Raw genomic sequence first — 23,520 nt, 5'->3', positions numbered from 1 at the left:
ACCAGGTTCGCCTCTCAACCAAGGCAAATCTCTTTTTAGTACAACCACTTACCATCCACGCCGATCGAATGCCAGCTTTTTGCGGTGGGCAATGGGAAACCATTGTTGCACAGGGACAGCAACGCCCACAAATTTTCATGACGCATCACTGAAAACTTATGTCGCATTTTTGAATGTTTTTGCGCCATGTGCCGTGGTAACGGCTTGGCTCGAGTCTGAAGCGTTTCAGCCATGACTGCAAGAAAGGGCTTGTGGCCGGCAGTCCGGGACAGAAAAGCCTGCCGCGCTCAGGCGCAGCAGGCTTATCGAAACTCAGGCAACTGGGCAGCAGGGTGGAGCCGCCCGGAAGGTGTCAGCGGGCCGTGGCCAGCTCTTGTTGGACGCTGCCTACGGTTCGTGGCCAAGGTTTACCAGCCTGGACCTTGGCTGGCAAGTTCTTGATTGCCGCAACCGCTGCATCGCGGCTGGCGAAGTTGCCGTAGGTCACCACGTAGAGGGGTTTGCCCTGCAGGGTCTTCTTGAAGTAGCGATAGTCGCCACCCTGGGCTTTGACGAAGGACTGGGCGGAGGCCTCGGAGCTGGTGCCGAAGATCTGCACCACGTAATTGCCCGGTTTCTGACCACTGTACCAGCCGCTATTGCCCGCGCCACCAGCGGTTGGCTTGGCAGCCGGCTTGGCGGTGGCGACCTGGGTCGGCGCCGGGGCAGGCTTGGCAGGTGCAACCGGCTTGGCCGGCTGGGTTGCGACTGGCTTGGGCGCAGGTGCAACAGGTTGGGCTGGTGCGGTGGCGACACTCTGAGCCGGCGCGCTAGTGACAGGCTGAGCCGGTACCGGGGCTGGGCCTGCGGTGGCACCTTGCGGCGGCGCGATGGTCGTGACAGTCGGCGGGTTGGCCGGCTGCAGTGCGGTGTTGCCGGCCGGGCCGCCCTCCTCGCCATCACCCATGCCGGCCGCCTGGGCCAGCGGCTCGCGCATCACCGGTTGCGACTGCCCAACCAGCGGCAGTGGCATTGGCTGGGAAGAGCCGGAGAACTCGATGGCTGGACCACCATTATTGGACTGGGCATTGGCCGGCTGGCCTTCACCCAGCGGCAACTGGGCCTGGGCGGCAGGCGCTTCGGCAGGCTTGTCACCGCCCTTCTTGGGCATCAGGACCGCCGCGGCAACCGCGACCACGACGACAGCGGACAGCGCGAGCACGTGTTTCTTAGGCATATTGAACCCCATGGATGGTCGCTTCACCGTACTGCGGCTAGCGATCATGGCTTCGATCAAGGTATCGCGGGCGACCTGGTTAATGTTGCCAGGCCAGCCGTCGGAGTTTTCATGGATGTCGACGATCTGTTCACGGGTGAACACCTCGATGCCCCGGCCTGCGCCATCCAGACGCTGCTCCAGGTACTCGCGGGTTTCCTCCTCGCTGTAGGGCGCAAGCTCGATGACATGGAATCGCTCTCCGTCGGCATCGAGCCCTTCCAGTGCGGCGATCAGTGACGGCTCACCGAACAGGAACACGTGCGGACGGCCCTCCGGAACACCCGCCGCCAGCTCCAGCAACGCTTGGAGTGCCGACTCGTCGAGTTGTTCCGCATCGTCCACCAGCAAATAGACTTCCTGCCCGGTCAGCGCCAGTTGCACGACTTGGGCGAGGATGGTCTGCACTTCGGCATTGGCGACATTGAGTGCCTGTGCCACCTGGGCCAGAACGCTGGCCGCGTCGCCCGCGCCACGGGCCGAGACCACCACGCTCTGCACCGACTGCTTGTTGGTGCTGGCCACCAGGGCCTGGCGCAGCAGGGTCTTGCCGCTGCCCACAGGGCCTGTGACCACCAGCATCAGCTGGCTATAACGCGCCAGATGATGCAGTTGGCCCAGCACCGGCTTGCGCTGGGCGGGGAAGAACTTGAAACCGGGCACACGGGGCGCGAACGGATCGTGGCTCAACTGATAGTGGTCGAGAAACGCCTCATCGGCATGCAAACTGGTCATTGCGCTGTCACAACCTCAAAGCTGGGCCACGATTGCGCGGTAATCCGCTGCCAACGTGGCCTGAAGAATCTCTTTCGGATAGTCGTCGGTCACCACGGCCTCGCCCATCTGGCGCAGCAGCACCAGGCGCAAGCGACCGTCGAGGACCTTCTTGTCGACCGCCATGTGTTCCATGAAGTGCTCAGGGGTCATCTCCTGGGGAGGCACCACCGGCAAGCCGGCCGCCTGCAGCAGACGAATGCCGCGATCTCGCGCAGCCTGGTCGATCCAGCCCAGGCGCATGGACATTTCCAGCGCCATCACGGTGCCGGCCGCCACGGCTTCGCCATGCAGCCAAACGCCATAACCCATGTGGGTCTCGATGGCATGGCCGAAGGTATGACCGAGGTTCAGCGTGGCCCGCACGCCGGATTCGCGTTCGTCAGCCCCAACCACCGCAGCCTTGGCCGCGCAGGAGCGGCGGATGGCTTCGGTGAGCGCGACGGGCTCCAGCTCGCGCAGGTCATGGATGTGGGCTTCAAGCCAAGTCAGGAACGGCTCGTCGCAGATCAGGCCGTACTTGATGACCTCGGCCAGGCCCGCCGACAGTTCGCGTGCCGGCAGGGTCTTTAGGCTGGCGGTGTCGATCAGCACGGCGTTGGGCTGATAGAACGCGCCGACCATGTTCTTGCCCAAGGGATGATTGATACCGGTCTTGCCGCCCACCGAGGAATCGACCTGGGACAACAAGGTAGTCGGTATCTGAATGAAGTCGACGCCGCGTTGGTAACAGGCAGCGGCGAAGCCGGCCATGTCACCGATGACACCACCGCCCAGGGCCACCACGGTGGTCCGGCGATCATGCCGGGCGGTGAGCAGGGCATCGAAGATCAGTTGCAGGGTTTCCCAGTTCTTGTGGGCCTCGCCATCGGGCAACACCACGGGCAATACCGCATAGGCACCGAGGGTGCGGCGCAGACGTTCGAGATACAGGGGGGCAACGGTTTCGTTCGAGACAATGGCGACCTGCCGTCCGGCAATGTGCGGCGCCAGCAGTTCGGGCTGGTCCAGCAGGCCTTCGCCAATGTAGATCGGGTAGCTGCGTTCGCCCAGGTCGACCTTTAATGTCTGCATGTATCCCCACAATGTACTAGGGCGCGGCATCGTCCAGGCGACCCCGCGCGGTAACGTTCAACCCGCCTCGGCGTTGGTCGCCGAGAATAGTCCCGGCTTACCGGGGCGGCAACTTCTGCAAGCGCTCAAGGATGTCGAGCACCACCATGCGCGGCGGCCGTTCGTCGGTTTCCACCACCAGGTCAGCGATTTCACGGTAAAGCGGGTCGCGGGTTTCCAGCAGGGCGCGCAGGGTCGCCTCCGGGTTGGCAGTGCGCAACAGTGGCCGGTTGCGATCACGCGCTGTGCGCCCGACCTGCTGCTCGACCGAGGCGTGCAGGTAGATCACCCGTCCGCCCTCACGCAGCGCCCTGCGATTGGCTTCACGCATCACCGCGCCGCCGCCGGTCGCCAGGACCACGCCATCGAGGCCACTGAGTTCGGCGATCATGGCCTGCTCACGGTCACGAAAGCCCGGCTCGCCTTCTTTGTCGAAGATCCACGGGATGTTGGCGCCGGTTCGCAGCTCGATTTCCTTGTCGGAATCCTTGAACAACAGGCGCAGCTCTTTGGCCAATAGGCGTCCGATGGTGCTTTTTCCAGCGCCCATGGGTCCCACAAGTATCAAATTTCGCACAGAATCAACGACTCACAGCAATCGCCTGGTCACTCATGATACGCGGAGTCAGGAAGACCAGCAGCTCGGATTTTTTCTCTTGTAATACATCGCGTCGAAACAGCCTGCCAACATACGGCAGATCGCCTAAAAATGGCACCTTGTCGACCACATTGTTTTGCGTGGTCGAGTAAACGCCACCGATGACGATCGTCTCGCCGTCCGCCACCCGCACCTTGGCGTTGACCTCATTCTTGCGGATGGGCGGGACGTTGTTCAGTGCATTGACGTAGTCAGGCTCGTCCTTGGTCACCCTGACAGCCATCACGACTTTGCCATCGGGCGTGATCTGCGGCGTCACCTCAAGCGATAACGATGCCTCGCGAAACGAGATGGAGGTCGCGCCGCTCTTGCTGGTTTCCTGGTAAGGCACCTCGGTACCCTTGATGATCCGCGCGGTCTCCTTGTCAGCGGTGACCACCTTCGGCTGGGAGATGATCTCGCCGTTTCCGCTCTTTTCCATGGCACTGAGCTCCAAGTCCAGCAGCGTCCCGCCTCGTAGCACCCCCAACCCAATGCCGGACGTCCCCCGCTCCACACCCAGGTCCACGAACAGTTCTTTTCCCAGACGAGCGGTATCGCCTTGCAGGGGCGCGCCCCAGCGCACACCCAGGCTTTTTTCGTAATCGACGTTGGCCTCGACGATCCGCGCCTCGATCAGCACTTGTCGCACCGGCACATCCAGCTGCCCCACCAGTCGCCGCAACTCGGCGAGTCGGTCGGCCGGCTGGTAGGCCACCAAGGTGTTGGTCCGTGGGTCGACACTCAGGCTGCCGCGCCCGGTGAGAATGCCCTCGTCGGCGAGCGCGGCCAACAGCAACTCTGCCATGTCCGCCGCCTTGGCGTGATGGATCGGCAGCAGCTCACGCCGCATGGGTTGCAATTGCGCATCCAGCGCCTGCCCAGACCGGGCTTCACGAAACTGCTCTGCCAGCTCCGCGATGGGCGCGACCACCAGAACGTTACCCTCCTCGCGCCGGGCCAGTCCTTTGCTGCGCAATACAAGGTCCAGCGCCTGATCCCAGGGCACGTCTTCCAGGCGCAAGGTAAGACTGCCTTGTACCGTGTCGCTGGCAACCAGGTTGATGCCGGCATGATCGGCCAGCACCTGCAGCGCCGCGCGCACTTCGATGTCCTGGAAATTCAGGGACAGCGGCTCACCTCGATAGAGCGATGCTGTCGCCGCCGGGCTCGACAGCATTGCCATCACCATGCCGATCTTCAGTTTGTTCAGCGTCATCCATGACCTCGTTGTTGACCCGCTTTCCCATGGCCAGGTAGACCGACCGCTCGTGCCACACTCCCGCGACGAACACACGCTCGCGCACCTCGATCTGGTGTCGATCGATCCGTACCACGACACCCTCATTACGCCCCACACGGTCCCCAGAACACACCCGATACAACCGTCCAGCCGACCACAGCAGAGCCTGGTGATGCCCAGCCTGCGACAGGCTGCCGACCATCTCCAACTGATCCAGGGGCACGCCAGCCAGCCCCGTCACGGCGGCCTGAGTCGACCAGGGCACGAACAGGTCCACGCGCGGAGGGCGGGCCGCCGGCCTCGCCGGCTCATGGGCCAGCGAGGCCGGTGCCGGCAGTTCTTCGCCCGGGTGATACGAAGCGACCTGCACCTGCAGGCGCAGCAGGCCTGGACGCTCGGGCAAGTCGACCAGCCGCAGGCTCGTTGCCCGCAAGAGACGAACCTGGCCGAACCATTCGTCCAGCCACATCCGCAGCGCGGCATAACGCCCCACGACCTCTACCCGCAGCGGCACCATCTGGTAGCCAGTCTCCACGCGCGCCTGCTCCACATCGAGCTGTTCGAACACCAACCCATGGGCATGTCCCGAACTGGTCAGCTCGTCGAGCAGATCACTCATGTTCACACCCGCAGCCAGGCGCCAACGCGCATCGCGCAACTGCAGCGTGGCATCGTCCAGCGCCAGCCGGGCAGACTCGTGCAGGTGCAGCGCCTGCGAATTGCCCGACAGCGCCAAGTTCAATGATTGCTCTTGGCCCTTGCCCAACTGATAGGTCCGATACCGCCCTTGGAGAAGCCCGAACCACCCGGCAAGCAACACCAGGGCGATCAACGTCGCCAGAATCGCAGCAATGAAACCCCGCGAACGGATCCCCCACTCCCGCCAGTCGGTCATCTCGGCCCACGTCATGACCACGAAACCGGCACCTGGGCCAACAACAAGAACTCTTCCCCCGCTGGCACATTGCGAAGGCGTTTTAGCTCCAGCCCCTGAAGGACGGCAGACTGCTCGAGCGCGCGCATGAGCTGCGCCAGGACAGCGGGGGACGCCGCCAACCCAAGCACTTGCACGCGATTTTCCTGCAAGGTCAGTTCGCTCAAGCTCAATCCCTCTGGCATGGCCCGCTCAAGCTCGGCGAACACCACCAAAGGCAGACCTTGATCGGCACGCAGGCGAGCGAGGGCTGAAGTTTGCGCCTGCACGGCCTCGCGCCGCTCACGCAGCCCATCGATGCGCGCGAGCTCCGCTTGCTGCTCTTGCAACAAAGCCTGGCTTTGCGCAATGGCCAATTCCTGGCTCTGCAAACGCTGACGGGCCATATGGTCGAGCAGCATCACGCCGCAGAAGGCGACCAGGACACTGGCGAGCACGGCCAGCTTGAAGCGCCGAACTGCCGCAAGGCGCTGCCGTTCGCGCCAGGGAAGCAGGTTCAACCGCAGCATCACTGCCCTCCTCCCAATGCCAGTCCGTAGGCTAGCGCCATGCCACCAGCCTCCCTGCACGACAGCGTGGAATCCATGGCCAGGCCCGCCAGCGCCAGGCCAGCGAAAGGCCAGAGCGACTCACACGGCATCGCCAGTTGCTGCGCGAGCCCTTCCAGCCAGCCGTCTTCCGGCACATCGCACGGTGCGACGTGAAGGCATTCGACGGATGTTCCGGGCAGCGCACTGCGCAGCCAGTGCCCGATACGTTCGAGGCGTTGTGCCTGGTCCTGCTCGGGCACCATGCGCAACTCCAGACGCTGAGGCATGAAAGGCTCCGACCAGGTATGCACGGTGGCACGAACAGCCTCGATCCTGAGGACCGCCGCTGCGGTAAGTCGGCCAGGGGCGAGCGTGCGGGCCAAGGCCAGGCTGTCGACTTCGACCATCACCAACTGCAAGCCAGCGCTGTGGAACACCTGCTCCAACGGCTCCAACAGACAGTGGCGGCAAGCCCCCACCAGCACGCTCACCTCATCGACCGGCCCCGGCACCGCCTCGAGCGTCTGGAAATCCAGCGCGAGGTCCTGCAATGGAAACGGAAACAGGCGCTCGGCCTCGGCCAGCAACTGCGCCTCCATCTCGCTGTCGGACAATCGCGCCGGCAGCCGATGTACCTTGCAGATCACCTCAGAGCCCGGTAACGCCACTGCGGCCTGACGCTGACGAGACCCACTACGCTGCCAGGCTCGTTGCAAGGCCTTGGCCACCACATCAGGATGTGCCGTCCAGTGCCCCGGTGGCGCCTCGAAAGGCTCCACGGCCCAGGCGCAGACTGCATGGCCGCCCTGGCGCCGTTGCAATTGAAGGATTCGAACGGAACCGGAGGCGATTTCCACCCCCAGCAGTGAACCGGCATCCCTGCCGAAACGTCCAAGCATGGTTCTTCCTTGAAAGATCGTCGCAGTGCCGCACTACAGGAGCCGACCGTCCAGGCCGGCCGGTCGCCCCGGCAAAGCGAAAAATGCTTATAATGCCCAGCGTTTTTTCCTGTCCGCCGGACCGCGTGCAATCCACTCCCAACCTGGACACCCAAAAGCCTTGATACGTCTGCTGAAGTTCTTCTGGTGGTCTTTCGTCGCAGTCATCTGCGCGCTCGTACTCGGTGTGAGCGGTGCGTTTCTGTATCTTAGCCCCAGCCTCCCCTCGGTCGAGTCCCTCAGAAGCATCCAGTTGCAGATCCCCTTGAGGGTGTACAGCAGCGACGGCAAGCTGATTGCGGAATTCGGCGAAATGCGCCGCTCGCCTATCCGTTTCGCGGATATTCCCCCGCAGTTCATCCAGGCGCTTCTGTCAGCAGAGGACGACAATTTCCTCAATCACTATGGAGTCGATCCGAGCAGCCTGATGCGCGCCGCGACCCAGCTGGTGAAATCTGGCCACATCCAGACCGGCGGCAGCACGATCACCATGCAGGTGGCGAAGAACTTCTTCCTCACCAGCGAGCGCAGTTTCTCGCGCAAAACCAATGAAATCCTCCTGGCCTTGCAGATCGAACGCGAGCTGACCAAGGACGAAATCCTCGAGCTGTACGTCAACAAGATCTACCTGGGCAACCGCGCCTACGGCATCGAAGCCGCTGCACAGGTGTACTACGGCAAGTCCATCCGCGACATCAGCCTGGCCCAGATGGCCATGATCGCTGGCCTGCCCAAGGCGCCGTCTCGCTTCAACCCGCTGGCCAACCCGGTGCGCGCCAAGGAGCGCCGCGACTGGATCCTGGGCCGCATGTACAAGCTCGGCAAGATCGACCAGGCCAGCTACGAGGCCGCCCTGGCCGAGCCGCTCAATGCCAGCTATCACGTCCCGACACCCGAGGTTAACGCGCCCTACATCGCCGAAATGGCCCGCGCCGAAATGGTCGGCCGCTATGGCAGCGATGCCTACACCGAAGGCTTCCGCGTGACCACCACGGTGCCGAGCGACATGCAGGAGATGGCCAACAAGGCCGTGCTCACTGGTTTGACCGACTATGACGAGCGCCATGGCTATCGCGGCCCAGAATCGCGTTTCCCAGGCAAGACCCACGCCGCCTGGCTGCAGGAGCTGAGCAAGCAGCGCACCCTTGGGGGCCTTGAGCCTGCCATCGTCACTCAGGTCGACAAGAGCGGCCTGAAGGTGCTGACCCGCAGTGGCGAAGAGGAGCACGTAGCCTGGGACACCATGAAATGGGCCCGGCCATTCCTCAACAGCAATGCTCAGGGTCGCTCCCCTCAATCGCCCGCCGACGTAGCCCAGGTCGGTGATCTGATCCGTGTGCAGCGCCTGGAAGACGGCAAGCTCAAGTTCAGCCAGGTGCCTGGTGCCCAGAGCGCACTGGTCACTCTGGATCCTTACAACGGCGCCATCCGCGCACTGGTCGGCGGTTTCTCGTTCGAACAGAGCAATTACAACCGCGCCATGCAGGCCAAGCGCCAGCCCGGTTCGAGCTTCAAGCCCTTCGTCTACAGCGCCGCACTGGACAGCGGCTACACCGCCGCCAGCCTGGTCAACGACGCACCGATCGTGTTCGTCGACGAGTACCTGGACAAGGTCTGGCGCCCGAAGAACGACACCAACACCTTCCTCGGCCCGATCCGCATGCGCGAAGCCCTGTACAAGTCGCGCAACCTGGTCTCGATCCGACTGCTGCAATCGATGGGCGTGGGCAAGACCATCGACTACATCGCCAAGTTTGGCTTCAACAAGCAGGACCTGCCGCCGAACCTGTCTCTGGCGCTGGGGACCGCAACCCTCACGCCGATGGAAATCGCCACGGGCTGGAGCACTTTCGCCAACGGCGGCTACAAGATCAGCCCCTATCTGATCGAACGCATCGAGAGCCGCAACGGCGAAACCCTGTTCACCGCCAATCCGGCGAGGGTTCCTCAAGAGGGTCAGGACCAGGCCGGCATCGCCGCGCCGGAACAGCCGATCAGCATCCAGCCGCTGCCAGGCGAAGCACCCTCGACACTGGGCCAGGTGGCACCCGCGCCACAGGCACCGGTCGTGGCCGAGCGCATCGTCGACGGTCGTACTACCTATATTCTCACCAGCATGCTGCAGGACGTGATCAAGCGCGGCACCGGCCGCCGCGCCCTGGCCCTTGGTCGAAACGATCTGGCGGGCAAGACCGGCACCACCAACGAGTCCAAAGACGCCTGGTTCACTGGCTACAACGCCGACTACGTGACGACCGTGTGGGTTGGCTTCGACCAGCCGGAGACCCTGGGCCGGCGCGAGTATGGCGGCACCGCCGCGCTGCCGATCTGGATGAACTTCATGGGCGCGGCGCTCAAAGGCAAGCCCGAGCACGCCCCAGCCGAACCGGAAGGCATCCTCAGCCTGCGGGTCGATCCGGTCAGCGGCCGCGCCGCCACGCCAAGCACTCCGAATGCCTATTTCGAGCTCTTCAAGGCCGAGGATTCCCCGCCTTCGGTAGACGAGCTGGGCAACGGTGCGGCACCAGGCAGCCCGCTGCCGGCCGATGAAGCGGCGCCGATGGATCTGTTCTAAGCAGCACAAGCGACAAGCAAGAAGAAGGGCGCGCCGGCTCTCCCGGCCCCCCTACAGACAACCTCGAACAACGTGTCGCTCGCAGCTCCAAACTCGAAGCAAAAAAAACCGGCTCATTTGAGCCGGTTCTTTTTTGCGTTCTGCATTAACCGTTGAACACGTCGTTCACGTTCTGCAGTGGGTAGTGCTTCGGATACGGCAGGGTTGCAACGCCGGACTCGATGGCAGCCTTGGCCACGGCATCGGAGACGACGGTGATCAGGCGTGGGTCCATCGGCTTCGGAATGATGTACTCACGGCCGAATTCCAGCGCCTGCACGCCGTAGGCGTCGCAGACTTCCTGCGGCACTGGCAGCTTGGCCAGGTCCTTCAGGGCGATGGCGGCGGCGATTTTCATTTCTTCGTTGATGCGCTTGGCACGTACGTCCAGAGCGCCACGGAAGATGAACGGGAAGCCCAGCACGTTGTTGACCTGGTTCGGGTAGTCGGAACGACCGGTAGCCATGATCACGTCGCTGCGGGTCTGGTGGGCCAGCTCTGGCTTGATCTCCGGATCCGGGTTCGAGCATGCGAACACGATCGGGTTCGCAGCCATGCTCTTCAGGCCTTCCGGGCTCAGCAGGTTCGGGCCGGACAGACCCACGAAGACATCGGCACCTTCCAGTGCGTCAGCCAGGGTGCGTTTGTCGGTGGCGTGCGCGAATTGGGCCTTGTACTGGTTCAGATCGTCACGGCCTGCGTGGATCACGCCGGTGCGGTCGATCATGAAGATGTTCTCGACCTTGGCACCCATGCTGACCAGCAGCTTCATGCAAGAGATGGCGGCAGCGCCAGCGCCCAGGCAAACGATCTTGGCTTCGTCGAGCTTCTTGCCGGCGATTTCCAAGGCGTTGATCATGCCGGCCGCAGTGACGATCGCGGTGCCGTGCTGGTCATCGTGGAAGACCGGAATGTCGCACTGCTCGATCAGCGTGCGCTCGATCTCGAAGCACTCAGGCGCCTTGATGTCTTCCAGGTTGATGCCACCGAAGGTGATGGAAATACGCTTGACGGTGTCGATGAAGGCTTGCGGGCTTTCGGAGTCGACTTCGATGTCGAATACGTCGATGCCAGCGAAACGCTTGAACAGAACACCCTTGCCTTCCATGACCGGCTTGGACGCCAGCGGACCCAGGTCACCCAGGCCGAGGATGGCGGTACCATCGGAAATCACCGCAACCAGGTTGCCTTTGCCGGTGTACTTGTAGGCCAGCTCTGGATCACGGCCGATCTCACGCACAGGCTCGGCGACGCCCGGGCTGTAGGCCAGGGCCAGGTCACGGGCGGTTGCGGTCGGCTTGGTGAGTTCGACGCTCAGTTTCCCCGGACGAGGCTGAGCGTGGTATTCGAGAGCGGCGGTTTTCAGGTCTGACATGGTGGGCATTCCGCTTGTTTACTGTTCTGACGGACCGCCGAGGATACGCAAAGAGCCGGGGGGCCACAAGACTGCCCGGTCACTTGTGTCAAGGCCTTTAGCCTACGACTTTACGCTATAACCCACGGGGGCATACACCATCAAGTGTGTACAATTTAATAGCGAAATGTCTACAACTATTTACCCTGAAATCCGTTCGAGCATGCTCGGATCGGTCAACGGCAATTCCCAGCGTCGCTGCCCAGGCTTCAGCCCACCCTTGCGGGAACGATCCAGCACCCAGCCGCGCGCCTCGACCTGGCGTCCCTTGAGGTTATCGAAGAAGCTCGAGGGGAAGTTGCGCTGCAGACGAGCGGGAATGCGAAGCACCACCGCATTGCCAAGTTCCAGCCAAACACCACCACGATTGCGCTCGATAGCCTTTACTTTGCCGCTTATGACAGCAAAGCCCGACTGCCGGACATCACCCTCTCGCAGCACTGGCGACTGCCGCCATAACCCGATCCGCGCCGCCCTGGCCGCCTGCTCGGCCTCTTGCTGGCAGCGGGAAAGCTTGACGTTGGGCGCCACCGCGACGCGATAGCCCAAGCCCTCGCTGAGCAGTGTGGCTTCAAGATTGTTGCCATCCCGGCCATAGATGTGCGCCAAGGTGCGACCGTACTTGTCCTTTCCCTCTACCCCCGCCACCAGCCCGACCCGTCCGTCGCTGGCTTTGACCAACGCCTGCAAACGCTGCCTGGCGGCCTCGGCATAGGGCTCGCTGGTGCGACCTTTACGGCCGATTTCCGGTGCATTGATGCCGATCATCCGAACGCTGCGTCCATCACTCAGACGCAAGGTGTCGCCATCGACCACCTGTCGCACCGCCACCTGCTGCGGCTTGTCGGGCAATGGGCAGAAAGCCAGCGCGGGAAAATGCCAGATCGCGCCCACAAAAAAAGCGCCCACAAGGGGCGCCTTTTTTTGCAGCAGCGCGAAACCCGAGGGATTCGCCATGCGCATGATTACTTCTTGGTACCGAACATACCGAAGCGATCGGCGAACTTCTGTACGCGACCACCGGTGTCCAGGACTTTCTGCTTACCAGTGTAGAACGGGTGGCACTGGGAGCACACGTCGATCGCCAGCGGCTTGGCCAGGGTCGAACGGGTTTCGAATTTGTTGCCGCAGCTGCAGGTGACTGCAACTACTTCGTAGTTCGGATGAATATCTGCTTTCATGGTCACTTCCTCGAGCTGCGTGCCGCCACCCAACACCAATTGTTGAATACCGCACGTAATTAGGCGGCGAATAATACCAGAGCAAGGCGCCAGCGCAAGTTGTCGCGATCACCGACTGTCGTCTGCTAGGCTCGCGGAACTTGTAAACCTGCCATCCAGAGACCTCCCGCGTGTCCGACGTCATTCTGCGCCTAGCCCTGCCCTCGCCTTTGCGTCGCCTGTTCGACTATAGGGCACCAGCAAGCATGGCCCGCCAGGCCTTGACGCCTGGCATGCGCATCCGCGTGCCGTTTGGCCGCCGGGAGATGATCGGCGTACTGGTGGAGGTCTGCGACAAGAGCGAAGTGCCCGCCGACAAGCTCAAGCCCGCCAGTGCCCTGCTCGATCCGGTCTCACCGCTGCCGTCGGCACTGTTCAAGCTGTGCCTGTGGACCGCGCAGTACTACCAGCACAGCCTCGGCGACACCTTGAACTGGGCCTTGCCCACCTTGTTGCGCCAGGGCGAGCCGGCCGAGATGCGCCAAGAGCGTTTTTGGCATGTCGCTCCCGGCGCCCGCCTCGAAGACCCGCGTATCGCACGCGCTCCCCGCCAGCGTGACGCCCTCAAGGCCCTGGCCCAGCATCCGCACGGCGTCGCCCACAGCGTGCTGTCCAAGCTGGGCCTGAGCAAGGACAGCCTCGATTTGCTGCTGGCCAAGGAACTGGTTCAGGTAGAGGTCCGCCGCCATTTGCCCCAGCCCCGTCACGAACACTGGCTGGCACAGCCGGAGCTGCCCCTGAACGAAGAGCAACTGGCCGCATTCGACGCCGTGCGCTCGGGCTTCGGCGCCTTCCATGCCTTCTTGCTGGCGGGGGTGACCGGTAGCGGCAAGACCGAGGTTTACCTGCAACTGATCCGTGAAACCCTCGAGGCCGGCAAACAAGCACTGATCCTGATTCCGGAAATCAACCTTGGGCCGCAGACCTTGGCGCGCTTCGAGCAACGCTTCAACGCTCGCATCGCCCTGCTGCATTCGGCGGTCGGTGATCGCGAACGCCTGGATGCCTGGCTCGCCGCCCGCGACGGCGAGGCCGATATCATCATCGGCACCCGCTCGGCACTGTTCACACCGATGAAAAATCCCGGGCTGATCATCATCGACGAGGAGCACGACGGCTCCTATAAACAGCAGGAAGGCCTGCGCTACCACGCCCGGGACCTGGCCGTGGTCCGCGCCCACCAAGAGAACATCCCGATCCTGCTGGGCTCGGCCACCCCCTCGCTGGAAAGCCTGCACAATGCCCACAGCGGCCGCTACGGCCTGCTGCGCATGAATCAACGCGCCGGCGGCGCTCGCGCACCGCGCTTCCTGCGCCTGGACGTACGCAGCCTGCCGCTGGACAGCGGCATCAGCGGCCCGCTGCAACAGGCCATCCGCCAGACCCTGGAAGCAGGCCAACAAGTGCTGGTGTTCCTCAATCGCCGCGGCTTCGCGCCGACCCTGCTGTGCCACGATTGCGGCTGGCTGTCCGAATGCCCCCGCTGCGACGCCCGGATGACGGTGCACCAGCGCTCCGGCGTGTTGCGCTGCCACCACTGCGGCCACGACGAACGCCTGCCCCACCAGTGCCCGCAATGCGCCCATGTCGACCTGCGCCCGGTGGGCGCGGGTACCGAGCGCGCCGAGGAGCGTCTGAAGGTGCTGTTCCCGGACTATCCCATCCTGCGGGTCGACCGCGACAGCACATCGCGCAAGGATGCGATGCACAACCTGTTCACCACTATTCAGCGCGGACAGCCGAGCATCCTGGTCGGCACCCAGATGCTGGCCAAGGGTCACCACTTCCCCCGGGTAACCCTGGTGGCCATCCTCGACGCCGATGGCGGCCTGTTCTCCGGGGACTTCCGCGCCAGCGAACGCATGGCGCAGTTGATCGTCCAGGTCGCCGGCCGCGCTGGTCGGGCAGAGGAGCCCGGCAAGGTGATCATCCAGACCCACCTGGCCGAACATCCGCTGCTGGTGCAACTGACCGAGCAAGGGTATTTCGCCTTTGCCGAGCAGGCCCTGAGCGAACGCCGCGCGGCCGGCCTGCCGCCCTTCTCCCACCTCGCCCTGCTCCGGGCCGAGGCGCACAAGCCAGGCCAGGCCGAGGGTTTTCTGGACGAGGCCTGCAGCGCCGCTGAACGGCTGTTGGCCGAGCAGAACCTGCAGGGTATCGAGCTGCTCGGCCCGGTACCTGCGCCCATGGAGCGCCGTGCGGGGCGTTTCCGCGCGCAATTGTTGCTCCAGGCCAATGCCCGGGCGCCCTTGCATCGACTGATCAGCGCTTGGTTGCTAGTGTTGGAACACATGCCATCCGGGCGCCAGGTGCGCTGGTCGCTGGACGTAGATCCGGTCGACCTTTATTGAGCTGCAAGCAACAAGCAAGGGCAGGCCGTGCACGCTGCGCTTTTTTTGCAGCTTGAAGCTTGAAGCTTGCCGCTCCATACCCAGCTTGCCGCTCAAAGGTTGGCAACACGCCCCCGGGAACGGATAATGCCCAGTTTTTCCACCTGCGCATCGAAGCGCCCCACCGCGCTTGCGGTCGAAAAGAGAACGCCATGAAAGACACCATTCGCCAGCTCATCCAGCAAGCCCTCACCCAACTCGTCACCGACGGCGTGCTGCCTGAGGGACTGACGCCGGCGATCCAGGTGGAAAACGCCCGGGACAAGACCCACGGCGACTTCGCCAGCAACATCGCCATGATGCTGGCCAAGCCGGCCGGCATGAAGCCGCGCGACCTGGCTGAAAAGCTCATCGACGCCCTGCCGGCCAGCGCCGACATCACCAAGGTCGAGATTGCAGGCCCGGGCTTTTTGAACTTCTTCCAGAACACCCAGGCCTTGGCCAACCGCCTGGACGCAGCCCTGGCAGACGATCATCTGGGCGTGCGCAAAGCCGGCCCTAGCGAGAAAGTGGTGATCGACATGTCGGCACCGAACCTGGCCAAAGAGATGCACGTCGGCCACCTGCGCTCGACCATCATCGGCGACAGCGTCGCACGCGTGCTGGAGTTTCTCGGCGACCAAGTGATCCGCCAGAACCACGTGGGCGACTGGGGCACCCAGTTCGGCATGCTGCTGGCCTACCTGGAAGAAAACCCGATCACCAGCGACGAGCTGTCGGACCTGGAGAACTTCTACCGCGCGGCGAAAAAGCGCTTCGACGAGTCCGAGGAATTCGCCACCCGCGCCCGTGGCCTGGTGGTCAAGCTGCAAGCCGGCGACCCTGAGTGCATGGCCCTGTGGACCCGCTTCAAGGACATCTCCCTGTCCCACTGCCAGAAGACCTACGAGCTGCTCAACGTCAAGCTGACCATGGCCGACGTGATGGGCGAAAGCGCCTACAACGGCGACCTGGCCAACGTGGTCGCCGACCTCAAGGCCAAGGGCCTGCTGGTCGAGGATCAGGGCGCCCAGTGCGTGTTCCTCGATGAATTCAAGAATGCCGAAGGCGAGCCGCTGCCGGTGATCGTGCAGAAGGCCGATGGCGGCTACCTCTATGCCACCACCGACCTGGCGGCCGTCCGCTATCGCAGCAACGTCCTCAAGGCCGACCGTGCCCTGTACTTCGTCGACCAGCGCCAGGCCCTGCACTTCAACCAGGTGTTCGAAGTCGCGCGCCGCGCAGGCTTCGTCGGCCACCCAATGCAGATGGAACACATGGGCTTCGGCACCATGAACGGCGCTGACGGCCGCCCGTTCAAGACACGTGACGGCGGCACCGTAAAACTGATCGACCTGCTGACCGAGGCCAAGGAGCGTGCCTACGCACTGGTCAAGGACAAGAATCCGAGCCTGTCCGAAGACGAACTGCGCCACATTGGTGAAGTGGTCGGGATCGGCGCGGTGAAGTACGCCGACCTGTCCAAGCACCGCACCAGCGACTACAGCTTCAACTTCGAGCTGATGCTCAACTTCGACGGCAACACCGCACCCTACCTGCTGTATGCCTACACCCGAGTGGCCAGCGTATTCCGCAAGCTGGGCAAGGGCTTCGAGGAAGTCGAGGGCAACATCGTCCTGCAGGCGACCCATGAGCAGGATCTGGCCGCTCGCCTGGCGCAGTTCGGTGAAGTACTCAACAATGTCGCCGAGAAGGGCACCCCACATGTGCTGTGCAGCTACCTGTACGACATCGCAGGCCTGTTCTCCAGCTTCTACGAGAACTGCCCGATCCTCGCCGCCGAAACCGCCGAACAGCAGCAAAGCCGTCTGCGTCTGGCCGCTCTGACCGGCCGTACGCTCAAGCAAGGTCTGGAACTGCTCGGCCTGGAAACCCTGGAGCGCATGTAAGTTGGCTGCCAAGAAAAAACCTGCACCCAAGCGTGGCGCCAGCCGCAACCAGGCACCGGCCAAACAGCCGATTCCTGGTTGGATCTGGCTGGCGGTCGGCCTCACCGTAGGCGCTTTCGTTGTCTTTTTGATGAAGCTCGAGCCAGGCAGCGAAGACATCAAGCGCGCCAAGCCTGAGCAGCAAAAACCCGCCAAGGTCGCCGAAGCCGGAAAGACCAGCGCACCGACGACACAGCAGCCGGTCAAGCCGAAGTACGACTTCTACACCCTGCTGCCGGAGTCAGAGGTCATCGTGCCGCCGGAGGCCGTACCGGAGAAAACCCCACCGGTACCGGCCCAGCCAGTGCAGCCGGTCAAGCCGGTAACGCCAGCGGAAGCTGCGAAGATCGATACCGCGCGCGCCCAGGCCGCCCTGATGGGGCAGACGCCTCCGCCCGCCCCTCCGGTGATCAAGCCTGCGGCGACTACCACCTTCTTCCTGCAGGCCGGCTCGTTCCGCAAACAGGCCGATGCCGACAAGGTTCGTGCGCAAATCATCCTGCTTGGCCAAGCGGTCAAGGTGGAGTCAGGGACAGTGAAAGATGAAACCTGGTACCGCGTCCTGGTCGGCCCGTTCAGCAACCGTGAGCAGTTGACGGTCGCCCAGAAGCAGCTTGCCGGGGCAGGGTTCAGCAACCTGCTGCTGCAACAGCGCCAGACCCGCCAGTAACGAAAAAGGCCTTGCCGCTCGATGCGACAAGGCCTTTTTTCTGTCAGCGGCGCTGGGCGTTGACCTGGGAGATCTGGCTGTTCAAGGTCCAGAAATCGTACAGCACACCAATCAGGAACAAGCCCCCGGTGAGCAGATAGATCAACGCGCTGATCCACTTGCCCAGGTACAGCCGGTGCACGCCGAAGATCCCGAGGAACGTCAGGAAGATCCAGGCCAGGTTGTAGTCCACGCGACCGGACTGAAAGCGCATGTCCGCCTCACGGTCCATCGACGGAATCAGGAACAGGTCGATCAGCCAGCCGATACCGAGTAACCCCAGGGTGAAGAACCAGATCGTCCCGGTGATCGGCTTGCCGTAGTAGAAGCGGTGCGAGCCGGTGAAACCGAAGATCCACAAGAGGTAGCCAAGGACCTTGCTGTGGGTGTCGTGCAGCCCACCCTGTTGATAACCGTTCATGCTTGTCCTCCGTGGGTTAGCAAAAAATTTTCTAACGGAAAATGTGACTTTTCCGTGGGAAGCCGACGTATGGTACCCGCGCAATCGACCAACGGAGCAAAAAATCACCCGAAGCTGTTATAGAGTTGCGCGCCACAGCCAACACATACCTAAAAAGAGCTTCAACTATGCCGCCTCTGTTCAAGACATGGCTGACCCTCTGCCTATTGTTGCCCCTGGCCGCCCACGCCACCAATCGTGAGCAACGTCTTCCCAATGGTTTCACCGGCTATACCACCAACGCCTCGGTGAAACACGCGCCGGTCAAATACAGCACCTTGCGCGCCCGCCCAAGCAATGCCGCCAAGGCTTCGAGCAATCTGCCCGTCGTGGCCATGTCGGCCAAGCAGAGCAGCAACGTGCTCAGCCGCGCAGTGAATGTACTGGGCACGCCCTATCGTTGGGGCGGCAGCAGCCCGAGCAAGGGCTTCGACTGCAGCGGCCTGGTCAAGTACGCCTTCACCGATGTCGCCGACGTCGACCTGCCGCGCACCTCCAATGCCATGGCCAAAGGGCACGGCGTCAAAGTCGCAAAAAGCGACCTCAAGCCTGGCGACCTGATCTTCTTCAACATCAAGAGCCGCCGGGTCAACCACGTCGCCATCTACCTGGGCAATGACCGCTTCATCCATGCGCCACGCACCGGCAAGCGGGTTAGCATCGACACCCTGAGCAAGCCGTACTGGCAGAAGCACTACGTGGTGGCCAAGCGCGTGCTGCCTAAAGAACAGCAGACCCTGGCCCTGGCCAAACGCTGACCTGCCCCTCGGTGGAGCCCAGGTTCTTCGAACTGCCTGACATCACCGGGACTGCTGCTCGGCCCATTCGCCGGTGAACCCGCTCCCACAAGAACCGCGCCAATCCCAGCTCCGCGCGGTGGGTGGAGGCGGTTTTATCCGCGAATGGGCCGAAGATCCAACCTCAGCCTGACGCGATCAGCCCCGCCCCCTGCAATTGCTGCATCGCCATCTCCATCGTCCTCATCCCCGCCGCCGCTCCGGTCTGCATCACTGAATGCAACTGCGCCATGCGACCTTCACGGATCAGGTTGCGTACGGCGGGCGTAGCCACCAGCACTTCCCTGGCCGCCACACGCCCGCCATCCAATCGTCTGATCAATGTCTGCGCCACCACCATGCGCAGCGACTCCGCCAGCATGCCCCGCACCAGAGCCTTTTCCTCTGGCGCAAACACCTCCACCAGGCGGTCGATGCTGTTCACCGCCGAGCGGGTATGCACCGTCGCCAACACCAGGTGCCCCGTTTCCGCAGCGCGCAAGGCCAGGCGGATGGTTTCCAGATCACGCAGCTCGCCGATCACGACTACATCCGGATCCTGGCGCAATGCACTGCGCAGGCCTTGGGCAAAATTTCGGCAGTCGCGGCCGATCTCGCGCTGGTTGACCAGACTGCGCTGGCCGCTGTGGATAACTTCGATGGGGTCTTCGAGGGTGACGATGTGCAGCGCCTGCGTTCGATTGAGCTGATCGATCAGAGCCGCCAGGGTCGATGACTTGCCGCTGCCTGTCGGCCCGCCGACCAGCACGAGGCCATCGCGCCACTGGGCAATCGCTTGAAACACTTCCTCCAGGCCCAGCTCATCGAGGCTGGGAATGCGAGCCGGCAGCAGTCGCAGGCTCACGCCTGGCCCACGATGCTGGCGATAGAGGTTCGCACGCACGCGCACGGCGCCTGGCAGTGTCAAGGCAATATCCAACTCATCGCCCTGCGCCCACTGGCGGCGCTGGACTTCATCGAGCAGCGGAGCAAAGCCATCGTTCAGGGTCGCAGCCGCCAGAGGCGGCAGATCCAGGCGCTGCAGCTCGCCGTCCAGGCGCAGCACCGGTACTTCGCCCGTCGCCAGGTGCAGGTCGCAAGCGCCCGCAGCCACGGCCCGGGCCAACAGGTCGGTCACATCCATGAGACTCCCCAAAGGCCATCAAGCAGGTAGAATGCCGCAGACCACTGAGCCGTCGGCATCGATTCCATGTCCACCATAGCAGACAACCTGTCCGCCCTCGCCGCTCGCATCGACAGCGCGGCCAAGGCTGCCGGACGCGACCCGGCCAGCATTCAACTGCTGGCGGTGAGCAAGACCAAACCCGCCAATGCCGTGCGCGAAGCCCACGCCGCTGGCGTGCTCCACGTCGGCGAAAACTACCTCCAGGAAGCCTTGGCCAAGCAGGAAGAATTACGCGACCTGCCCTTGACCTGGCACTTCATCGGCCCCATCCAGTCGAACAAGACCCGTTCAATCGCCGAACATTTCGACTGGGTACATTCCGTGGACCGTCTGAAGATCGCCCAACGCCTGTCCGAACAACGCCCTGCCGACCTGGCACCGCTGAATGTCTGCCTGCAGGTGAACGTCAGTGGCGAGGACAGCAAGTCCGGCTGCCAGCCAGCCGATGTGCCGGCCCTGGCCAGTGCCATTGCCAGTCTGCCCGGCCTGCGTCTGCGGGGCTTGATGGCGATCCCCGAACCCACCGAGGACCGTGTCGCCCAGGAAGCGGCCTTCGCCACCCTGCGCCAGTTGCAGGAGGGCCTTGGACTGGGCCTGGACACCTTGTCCATGGGCATGAGCCATGACCTGGAAGCGGCCATTGCACAGGGAGCGACCTGGGTGCGCATCGGTACCGCCCTGTTCGGTGCCCGCGACTACGGACGCCCCTGATTCCATGCTTTACTCACTCTTTCCTTCAAGGACCTGACATGAGCAAGACACGTATTGCCTTTATCGGCGCCGGCAACATGGCCGCCAGCCTGATCGGCGGCCTGCGTGCCCAGGGTCTGGACGCCGCGCAGATCCGCGCCAGCGACCCGGGCGCCGAGACCCGGGCCAAGATCCAGGCCGAGCACGGCATCGAAGCCTTCGAAGACAACGCCCAGGCCATCGCCGACGCGGATGTGATCGTCCTGTCGGTCAAGCCGCAGGTCATGAAGGCCGTGTGCCAGGCTCTGCAGCCCAATCTGGCGCCAGGTCAACTGATCGTTTCCATCGCCGCCGGCATCACTTGCGCCAGCCTGCAAGCCTGGCTGGGCCCACGCCCGGTGGTTCGCTGCATGCCCAACACTCCGGCCCTGTTGCGCGAAGGCGCCAGTGGCCTGTACGCCACCGCCGAGGTGTCTGCCGAGCAGCGGCAGCAGGCCGAGCAACTGTTGCGCGCCGTGGGCACCGCCCTATGGCTGGACCAGGAGCAGCAACTCGATGCCGTCACCGCCGTCTCCGGCAGTGGTCCGGCTTATTTCTTCCTGCTGATCGAAGCCATGACCGCAGCCGGCGAAAAACTTGGCCTGCCGCGTGAAACCGCCTCGCAGTTGACCTTGCAGACCGCACTGGGCGCCGCACGCATGGCCGTCTCCAGCGACGTGGACGCCGCCGAGCTGCGTCGGCGCGTCACCTCGCCAGCCGGTACCACGGAAGCGGCGATCAAATCGTTCCAGGGCAACGGCTTCGAGGCGCTCGTCGAGCAGGCACTGGAGGCCGCGGCAAAACGTTCCGCCGAGCTGGCCGAGCAATTGGGCAAATAAGGAGCTGTCGATGAATGCATTGTCCGGCGCCATGATCTTCGTGGTGCAAACCCTGGTCAGCCTGTACCTGGTGATCGTCCTGCTGCGCTTCGTGCTGCAACTGGTCAAGGCCGACTTCTACAACCCCCTGAGCCAGTTCGCGGTGCGCGCCACCCAGCCGCTGCTCAAGCCGCTGCGCCGCATCATCCCCAGCATCGGCGGCCTGGACACCTCGTCCTTGCTGCTGTCGGTGGCCATCCAGGCGCTGTTGATGGCCTTCGTGATGATGTTCGTGCTCTACAGCTACAGCCCGCTGCAACTGGTGATCTGGGCGATCATCGGCGTGACCTCGCTGTTTTTGAAGATCTTCTGGGTGGCGATGATCGTCATGGTGATCGTCTCGTGGGTCGCGCCCAACAGCCACAACCCTGCCGCCGAACTGGCCTACCAGATCAGCGAGCCGGTGCTGGCGCCGTTCCGCAAGCTCATTCCTAACCTGGGCGGGCTGGATATTTCGCCGATCTTCGCCTTCCTGGCGATCCAGGTCATCCAGTCCTACGCCATGCCGGTACTTGCCGAATATGTCGGCATGCCGGAGATCCTCTGGCGCATGATCTGACCCTGGTGTTTCCAGCGGCAAGCCTTTGCTTGCCGCTGGGGATAGCGCTCTTTAGACTTACGCCTCCGTCAAGCGTGAGCAGGGTCGATGTCCACTGTCTTTCCCGAAGATTCCGTTGGTCTGGTAACACCGCAAATTGCCCGGTTCGATGAGCCGCTGGCGTTGGCCTGTGGCCGTTCGCTGGCCAGCTACGAGCTGATCTACGAGACCTATGGCACCCTCAACAGCACCGCCAGCAATGCCGTGCTGATCTGCCATGCGCTCTCCGGCCATCATCATGCCGCAGGCTATCACGCCCCCACCGACCGAAAGCCCGGCTGGTGGGACAGCTGCATCGGCCCCGGCAAGCCGATCGATACCAATCGCTTCTTCGTGGTCAGCCTGAACAACCTCGGCGGCTGCAACGGCAGTACGGGGCCGAGCAGCGTCAACCCTGCCACCGGCAAGCCCTATGGCGCCGACTTCCCGGTCCTGACCGTCGAAGACTGGGTACACAGCCAGGCGCGGTTCGCCGATCGCCTCGGCATCCAGCAGTGGGCGGCGGTGGTCGGCGGCAGCCTGGGCGGCATGCAGGCCCTGCAATGGACCATCAGCTACCCGGACCGAGTACGCCACTGCGTGGACATTGCCTCGGCGCCCAAGCTCTCGGCACAGAACATCGCCTTCAACGAAGTCGCCCGCCAGGCCATCCTCACCGACCCTGAGTTCCACGGCGGCTCGTTCCAGGACAAGGGCGTGGTGCCCAAGCGCGGCCTGATGCTGGCGCGCATGGTGGGCCACATCACCTACCTGTCCGATGATTCGATGGGCGAGAAATTCGGTCGCGAACTCAAAAGCGACAAGCTCAACTATGACTTCCACAGCGTCGAGTTCCAGGTCGAGAGCTACCTGCGCTATCAGGGCGAGGAGTTCTCCGGGCGCTTCGATGCCAATACCTACCTGCTGATGACCAAGGCGCTGGACTACTTCGACCCGGCCGCCACCCACGGAGGGGACCTGGCGGCAACGCTGGAGCATGTCACGGCGGACTACTGCATCATGTCGTTCACCACCGACTGGCGCTTCTCGCCGGCGCGTTCTCGAGAAATCGTCGATGCACTGATGGCCGCGCGCAAGAACGTCTGCTACCTGGAGATCGACTCACCTTACGGGCACGATGCCTTCCTGATCCCCACGCCTCGCTACATGCAAGGTTTCGCGAACTACATGAACCGCATCGCCATCTGAGGACAG

Annotated in this window: 21 protein-coding genes; 9 read left to right on the top strand and 12 right to left on the bottom strand. The window is 63.3% G+C overall.

Annotated elements, in window-relative coordinates:
- Positions 1-352 precede the first annotated feature (352 nt).
- From AB1N67_RS01665 to pilM, 7 genes are all read right to left on the bottom strand, one after another.
- Positions 353-1,990 (bottom strand): AAA family ATPase, encoded by a 1,638-nt coding sequence (locus tag AB1N67_RS01665; RefSeq protein ID WP_043208580.1) that lies wholly within the window; start codon positions 1,988-1,990, stop codon positions 353-355.
- 15 nt (positions 1,991-2,005) lie between these two features.
- Positions 2,006-3,103, bottom strand: coding sequence for a 3-dehydroquinate synthase (aroB, locus tag AB1N67_RS01660; RefSeq protein ID WP_090343351.1), 1,098 nt, complete (start codon positions 3,101-3,103; stop codon positions 2,006-2,008).
- A 97-nt stretch (positions 3,104-3,200) separates the two neighbouring features.
- A complete protein-coding gene (gene aroK / locus AB1N67_RS01655; RefSeq protein WP_043208585.1) occupies positions 3,201-3,719 on the bottom strand; it encodes a shikimate kinase AroK in 519 nt (172 codons plus the stop codon).
- 4 nt (positions 3,720-3,723) lie between these two features.
- Positions 3,724-4,971, bottom strand: a complete 1,248-nt coding sequence (locus AB1N67_RS01650) for a type IV pilus secretin PilQ (RefSeq protein ID WP_043208699.1) — start codon at positions 4,969-4,971, stop codon at positions 3,724-3,726.
- On the bottom strand, positions 4,916-5,932 hold the full coding sequence (locus tag AB1N67_RS01645) for a pilus assembly protein PilP (RefSeq protein ID WP_238556597.1): 1,017 nt from the start codon (positions 5,930-5,932) through the stop codon (positions 4,916-4,918). The genes AB1N67_RS01650 and AB1N67_RS01645 overlap by 56 nt, the downstream gene beginning before the upstream one ends.
- Positions 5,929-6,465 carry a PilN domain-containing protein gene (locus AB1N67_RS01640; protein WP_102081435.1) on the bottom strand — a complete coding sequence of 179 codons (537 nt, stop codon included), beginning with the start codon at positions 6,463-6,465 and terminating at the stop codon, positions 5,929-5,931. Before AB1N67_RS01640 ends, AB1N67_RS01645 begins: the two co-directional genes overlap by 4 nt.
- Entirely contained in the window at positions 6,465-7,385 is a 921-nt protein-coding gene (gene pilM / locus AB1N67_RS01635; protein ID WP_102081434.1) for a type IV pilus biogenesis protein PilM, read from the bottom strand. The genes AB1N67_RS01640 and pilM overlap by 1 nt, the downstream gene beginning before the upstream one ends.
- A 160-nt stretch (positions 7,386-7,545) precedes the next feature.
- Between pilM and AB1N67_RS01630 the strand changes: the two genes are divergently transcribed.
- A complete protein-coding gene (locus AB1N67_RS01630) occupies positions 7,546-9,999 on the top strand; it encodes a penicillin-binding protein 1A (protein WP_102081433.1) in 2,454 nt (817 codons plus the stop codon).
- Positions 10,000-10,144: 145 nt separating this feature from the next.
- Here AB1N67_RS01630 and AB1N67_RS01625 read toward each other — a convergent pair whose 3' ends face one another.
- The 3 genes from AB1N67_RS01625 to rpmE form a co-directional block, all read right to left on the bottom strand.
- Positions 10,145-11,413, bottom strand: coding sequence for a malic enzyme-like NAD(P)-binding protein (locus AB1N67_RS01625; RefSeq protein ID WP_043208592.1), 1,269 nt, complete (start codon positions 11,411-11,413; stop codon positions 10,145-10,147).
- A gap of 180 nt (positions 11,414-11,593) precedes the next feature.
- Entirely contained in the window at positions 11,594-12,415 is an 822-nt protein-coding gene (locus AB1N67_RS01620) for a thermonuclease family protein (protein WP_102081432.1), read from the bottom strand.
- 2 nt (positions 12,416-12,417) lie between these two features.
- A complete protein-coding gene (gene rpmE / locus AB1N67_RS01615) occupies positions 12,418-12,633 on the bottom strand; it encodes a 50S ribosomal protein L31 (RefSeq protein ID WP_023378219.1) in 216 nt (71 codons plus the stop codon).
- 170 nt (positions 12,634-12,803) lie between these two features.
- Between rpmE and AB1N67_RS01610 the strand changes: the two genes are divergently transcribed.
- The 3 genes from AB1N67_RS01610 to AB1N67_RS01600 all read left to right on the top strand — a co-directional run bounded on the left by AB1N67_RS01610 (position 12,804) and on the right by AB1N67_RS01600 (position 17,660).
- The gene (locus tag AB1N67_RS01610) at positions 12,804-15,023 is read left to right on the top strand and encodes a primosomal protein N' (protein WP_102081431.1); all 2,220 of its coding nucleotides are present in this window, start codon (positions 12,804-12,806) and stop codon (positions 15,021-15,023) included.
- Between the two features lie 191 nt (positions 15,024-15,214).
- A complete protein-coding gene (gene argS, locus AB1N67_RS01605) occupies positions 15,215-16,951 on the top strand; it encodes an arginine--tRNA ligase (protein WP_043208601.1) in 1,737 nt (578 codons plus the stop codon).
- Position 16,952: 1 nt separating this feature from the next.
- Complete coding sequence (locus AB1N67_RS01600) at positions 16,953-17,660, top strand: SPOR domain-containing protein (protein WP_043208603.1); 708 nt, start codon at positions 16,953-16,955, stop codon at positions 17,658-17,660.
- A 43-nt stretch (positions 17,661-17,703) separates the two neighbouring features.
- Here AB1N67_RS01600 and AB1N67_RS01595 read toward each other — a convergent pair whose 3' ends face one another.
- Positions 17,704-18,120 carry a TM2 domain-containing protein gene (locus AB1N67_RS01595; protein WP_043208605.1) on the bottom strand — a complete coding sequence of 139 codons (417 nt, stop codon included), beginning with the start codon at positions 18,118-18,120 and terminating at the stop codon, positions 17,704-17,706.
- Between the two features lie 167 nt (positions 18,121-18,287).
- On the opposite strand from AB1N67_RS01595, the gene AB1N67_RS01590 reads away from it, so the two are divergent.
- On the top strand, positions 18,288-18,917 hold the full coding sequence (locus AB1N67_RS01590) for a C40 family peptidase (protein ID WP_043208607.1): 630 nt from the start codon (positions 18,288-18,290) through the stop codon (positions 18,915-18,917).
- 163 nt (positions 18,918-19,080) lie between these two features.
- Here the strand turns inward: AB1N67_RS01590 and AB1N67_RS01585 are convergent, their stop codons facing one another.
- Positions 19,081-20,079 carry a PilT/PilU family type 4a pilus ATPase gene (locus tag AB1N67_RS01585; RefSeq protein ID WP_336202454.1) on the bottom strand — a complete coding sequence of 333 codons (999 nt, stop codon included), beginning with the start codon at positions 20,077-20,079 and terminating at the stop codon, positions 19,081-19,083.
- Between the two features lie 66 nt (positions 20,080-20,145).
- Here AB1N67_RS01585 and AB1N67_RS01580 point away from each other — a divergent pair, with 66 nt between their 5' ends.
- From AB1N67_RS01580 to AB1N67_RS01565, 4 genes are all read left to right on the top strand, one after another.
- Complete coding sequence (locus AB1N67_RS01580) at positions 20,146-20,832, top strand: YggS family pyridoxal phosphate-dependent enzyme (RefSeq protein ID WP_043208611.1); 687 nt, start codon at positions 20,146-20,148, stop codon at positions 20,830-20,832.
- Between the two features lie 38 nt (positions 20,833-20,870).
- The gene (proC, locus tag AB1N67_RS01575; RefSeq protein ID WP_043208613.1) at positions 20,871-21,689 is read left to right on the top strand and encodes a pyrroline-5-carboxylate reductase; all 819 of its coding nucleotides are present in this window, start codon (positions 20,871-20,873) and stop codon (positions 21,687-21,689) included.
- Between the two features lie 10 nt (positions 21,690-21,699).
- The gene (locus AB1N67_RS01570; protein ID WP_043208615.1) at positions 21,700-22,287 is read left to right on the top strand and encodes a YggT family protein; all 588 of its coding nucleotides are present in this window, start codon (positions 21,700-21,702) and stop codon (positions 22,285-22,287) included.
- A gap of 87 nt (positions 22,288-22,374) precedes the next feature.
- On the top strand, positions 22,375-23,514 hold the full coding sequence (locus AB1N67_RS01565; RefSeq protein WP_070571721.1) for a homoserine O-acetyltransferase: 1,140 nt from the start codon (positions 22,375-22,377) through the stop codon (positions 23,512-23,514).
- The last annotated feature ends 6 nt before the right edge of the window (positions 23,515-23,520 follow it).

It is taken from the genome of Pseudomonas guariconensis, from assembly GCF_040822035.1.
GTDB lineage: Bacteria > Pseudomonadota > Gammaproteobacteria > Pseudomonadales > Pseudomonadaceae > Aquipseudomonas > Aquipseudomonas guariconensis.
Note: the sequence above shows the minus strand (reverse complement) of the source record. Positions and strands in the feature narration are given on the sequence as shown.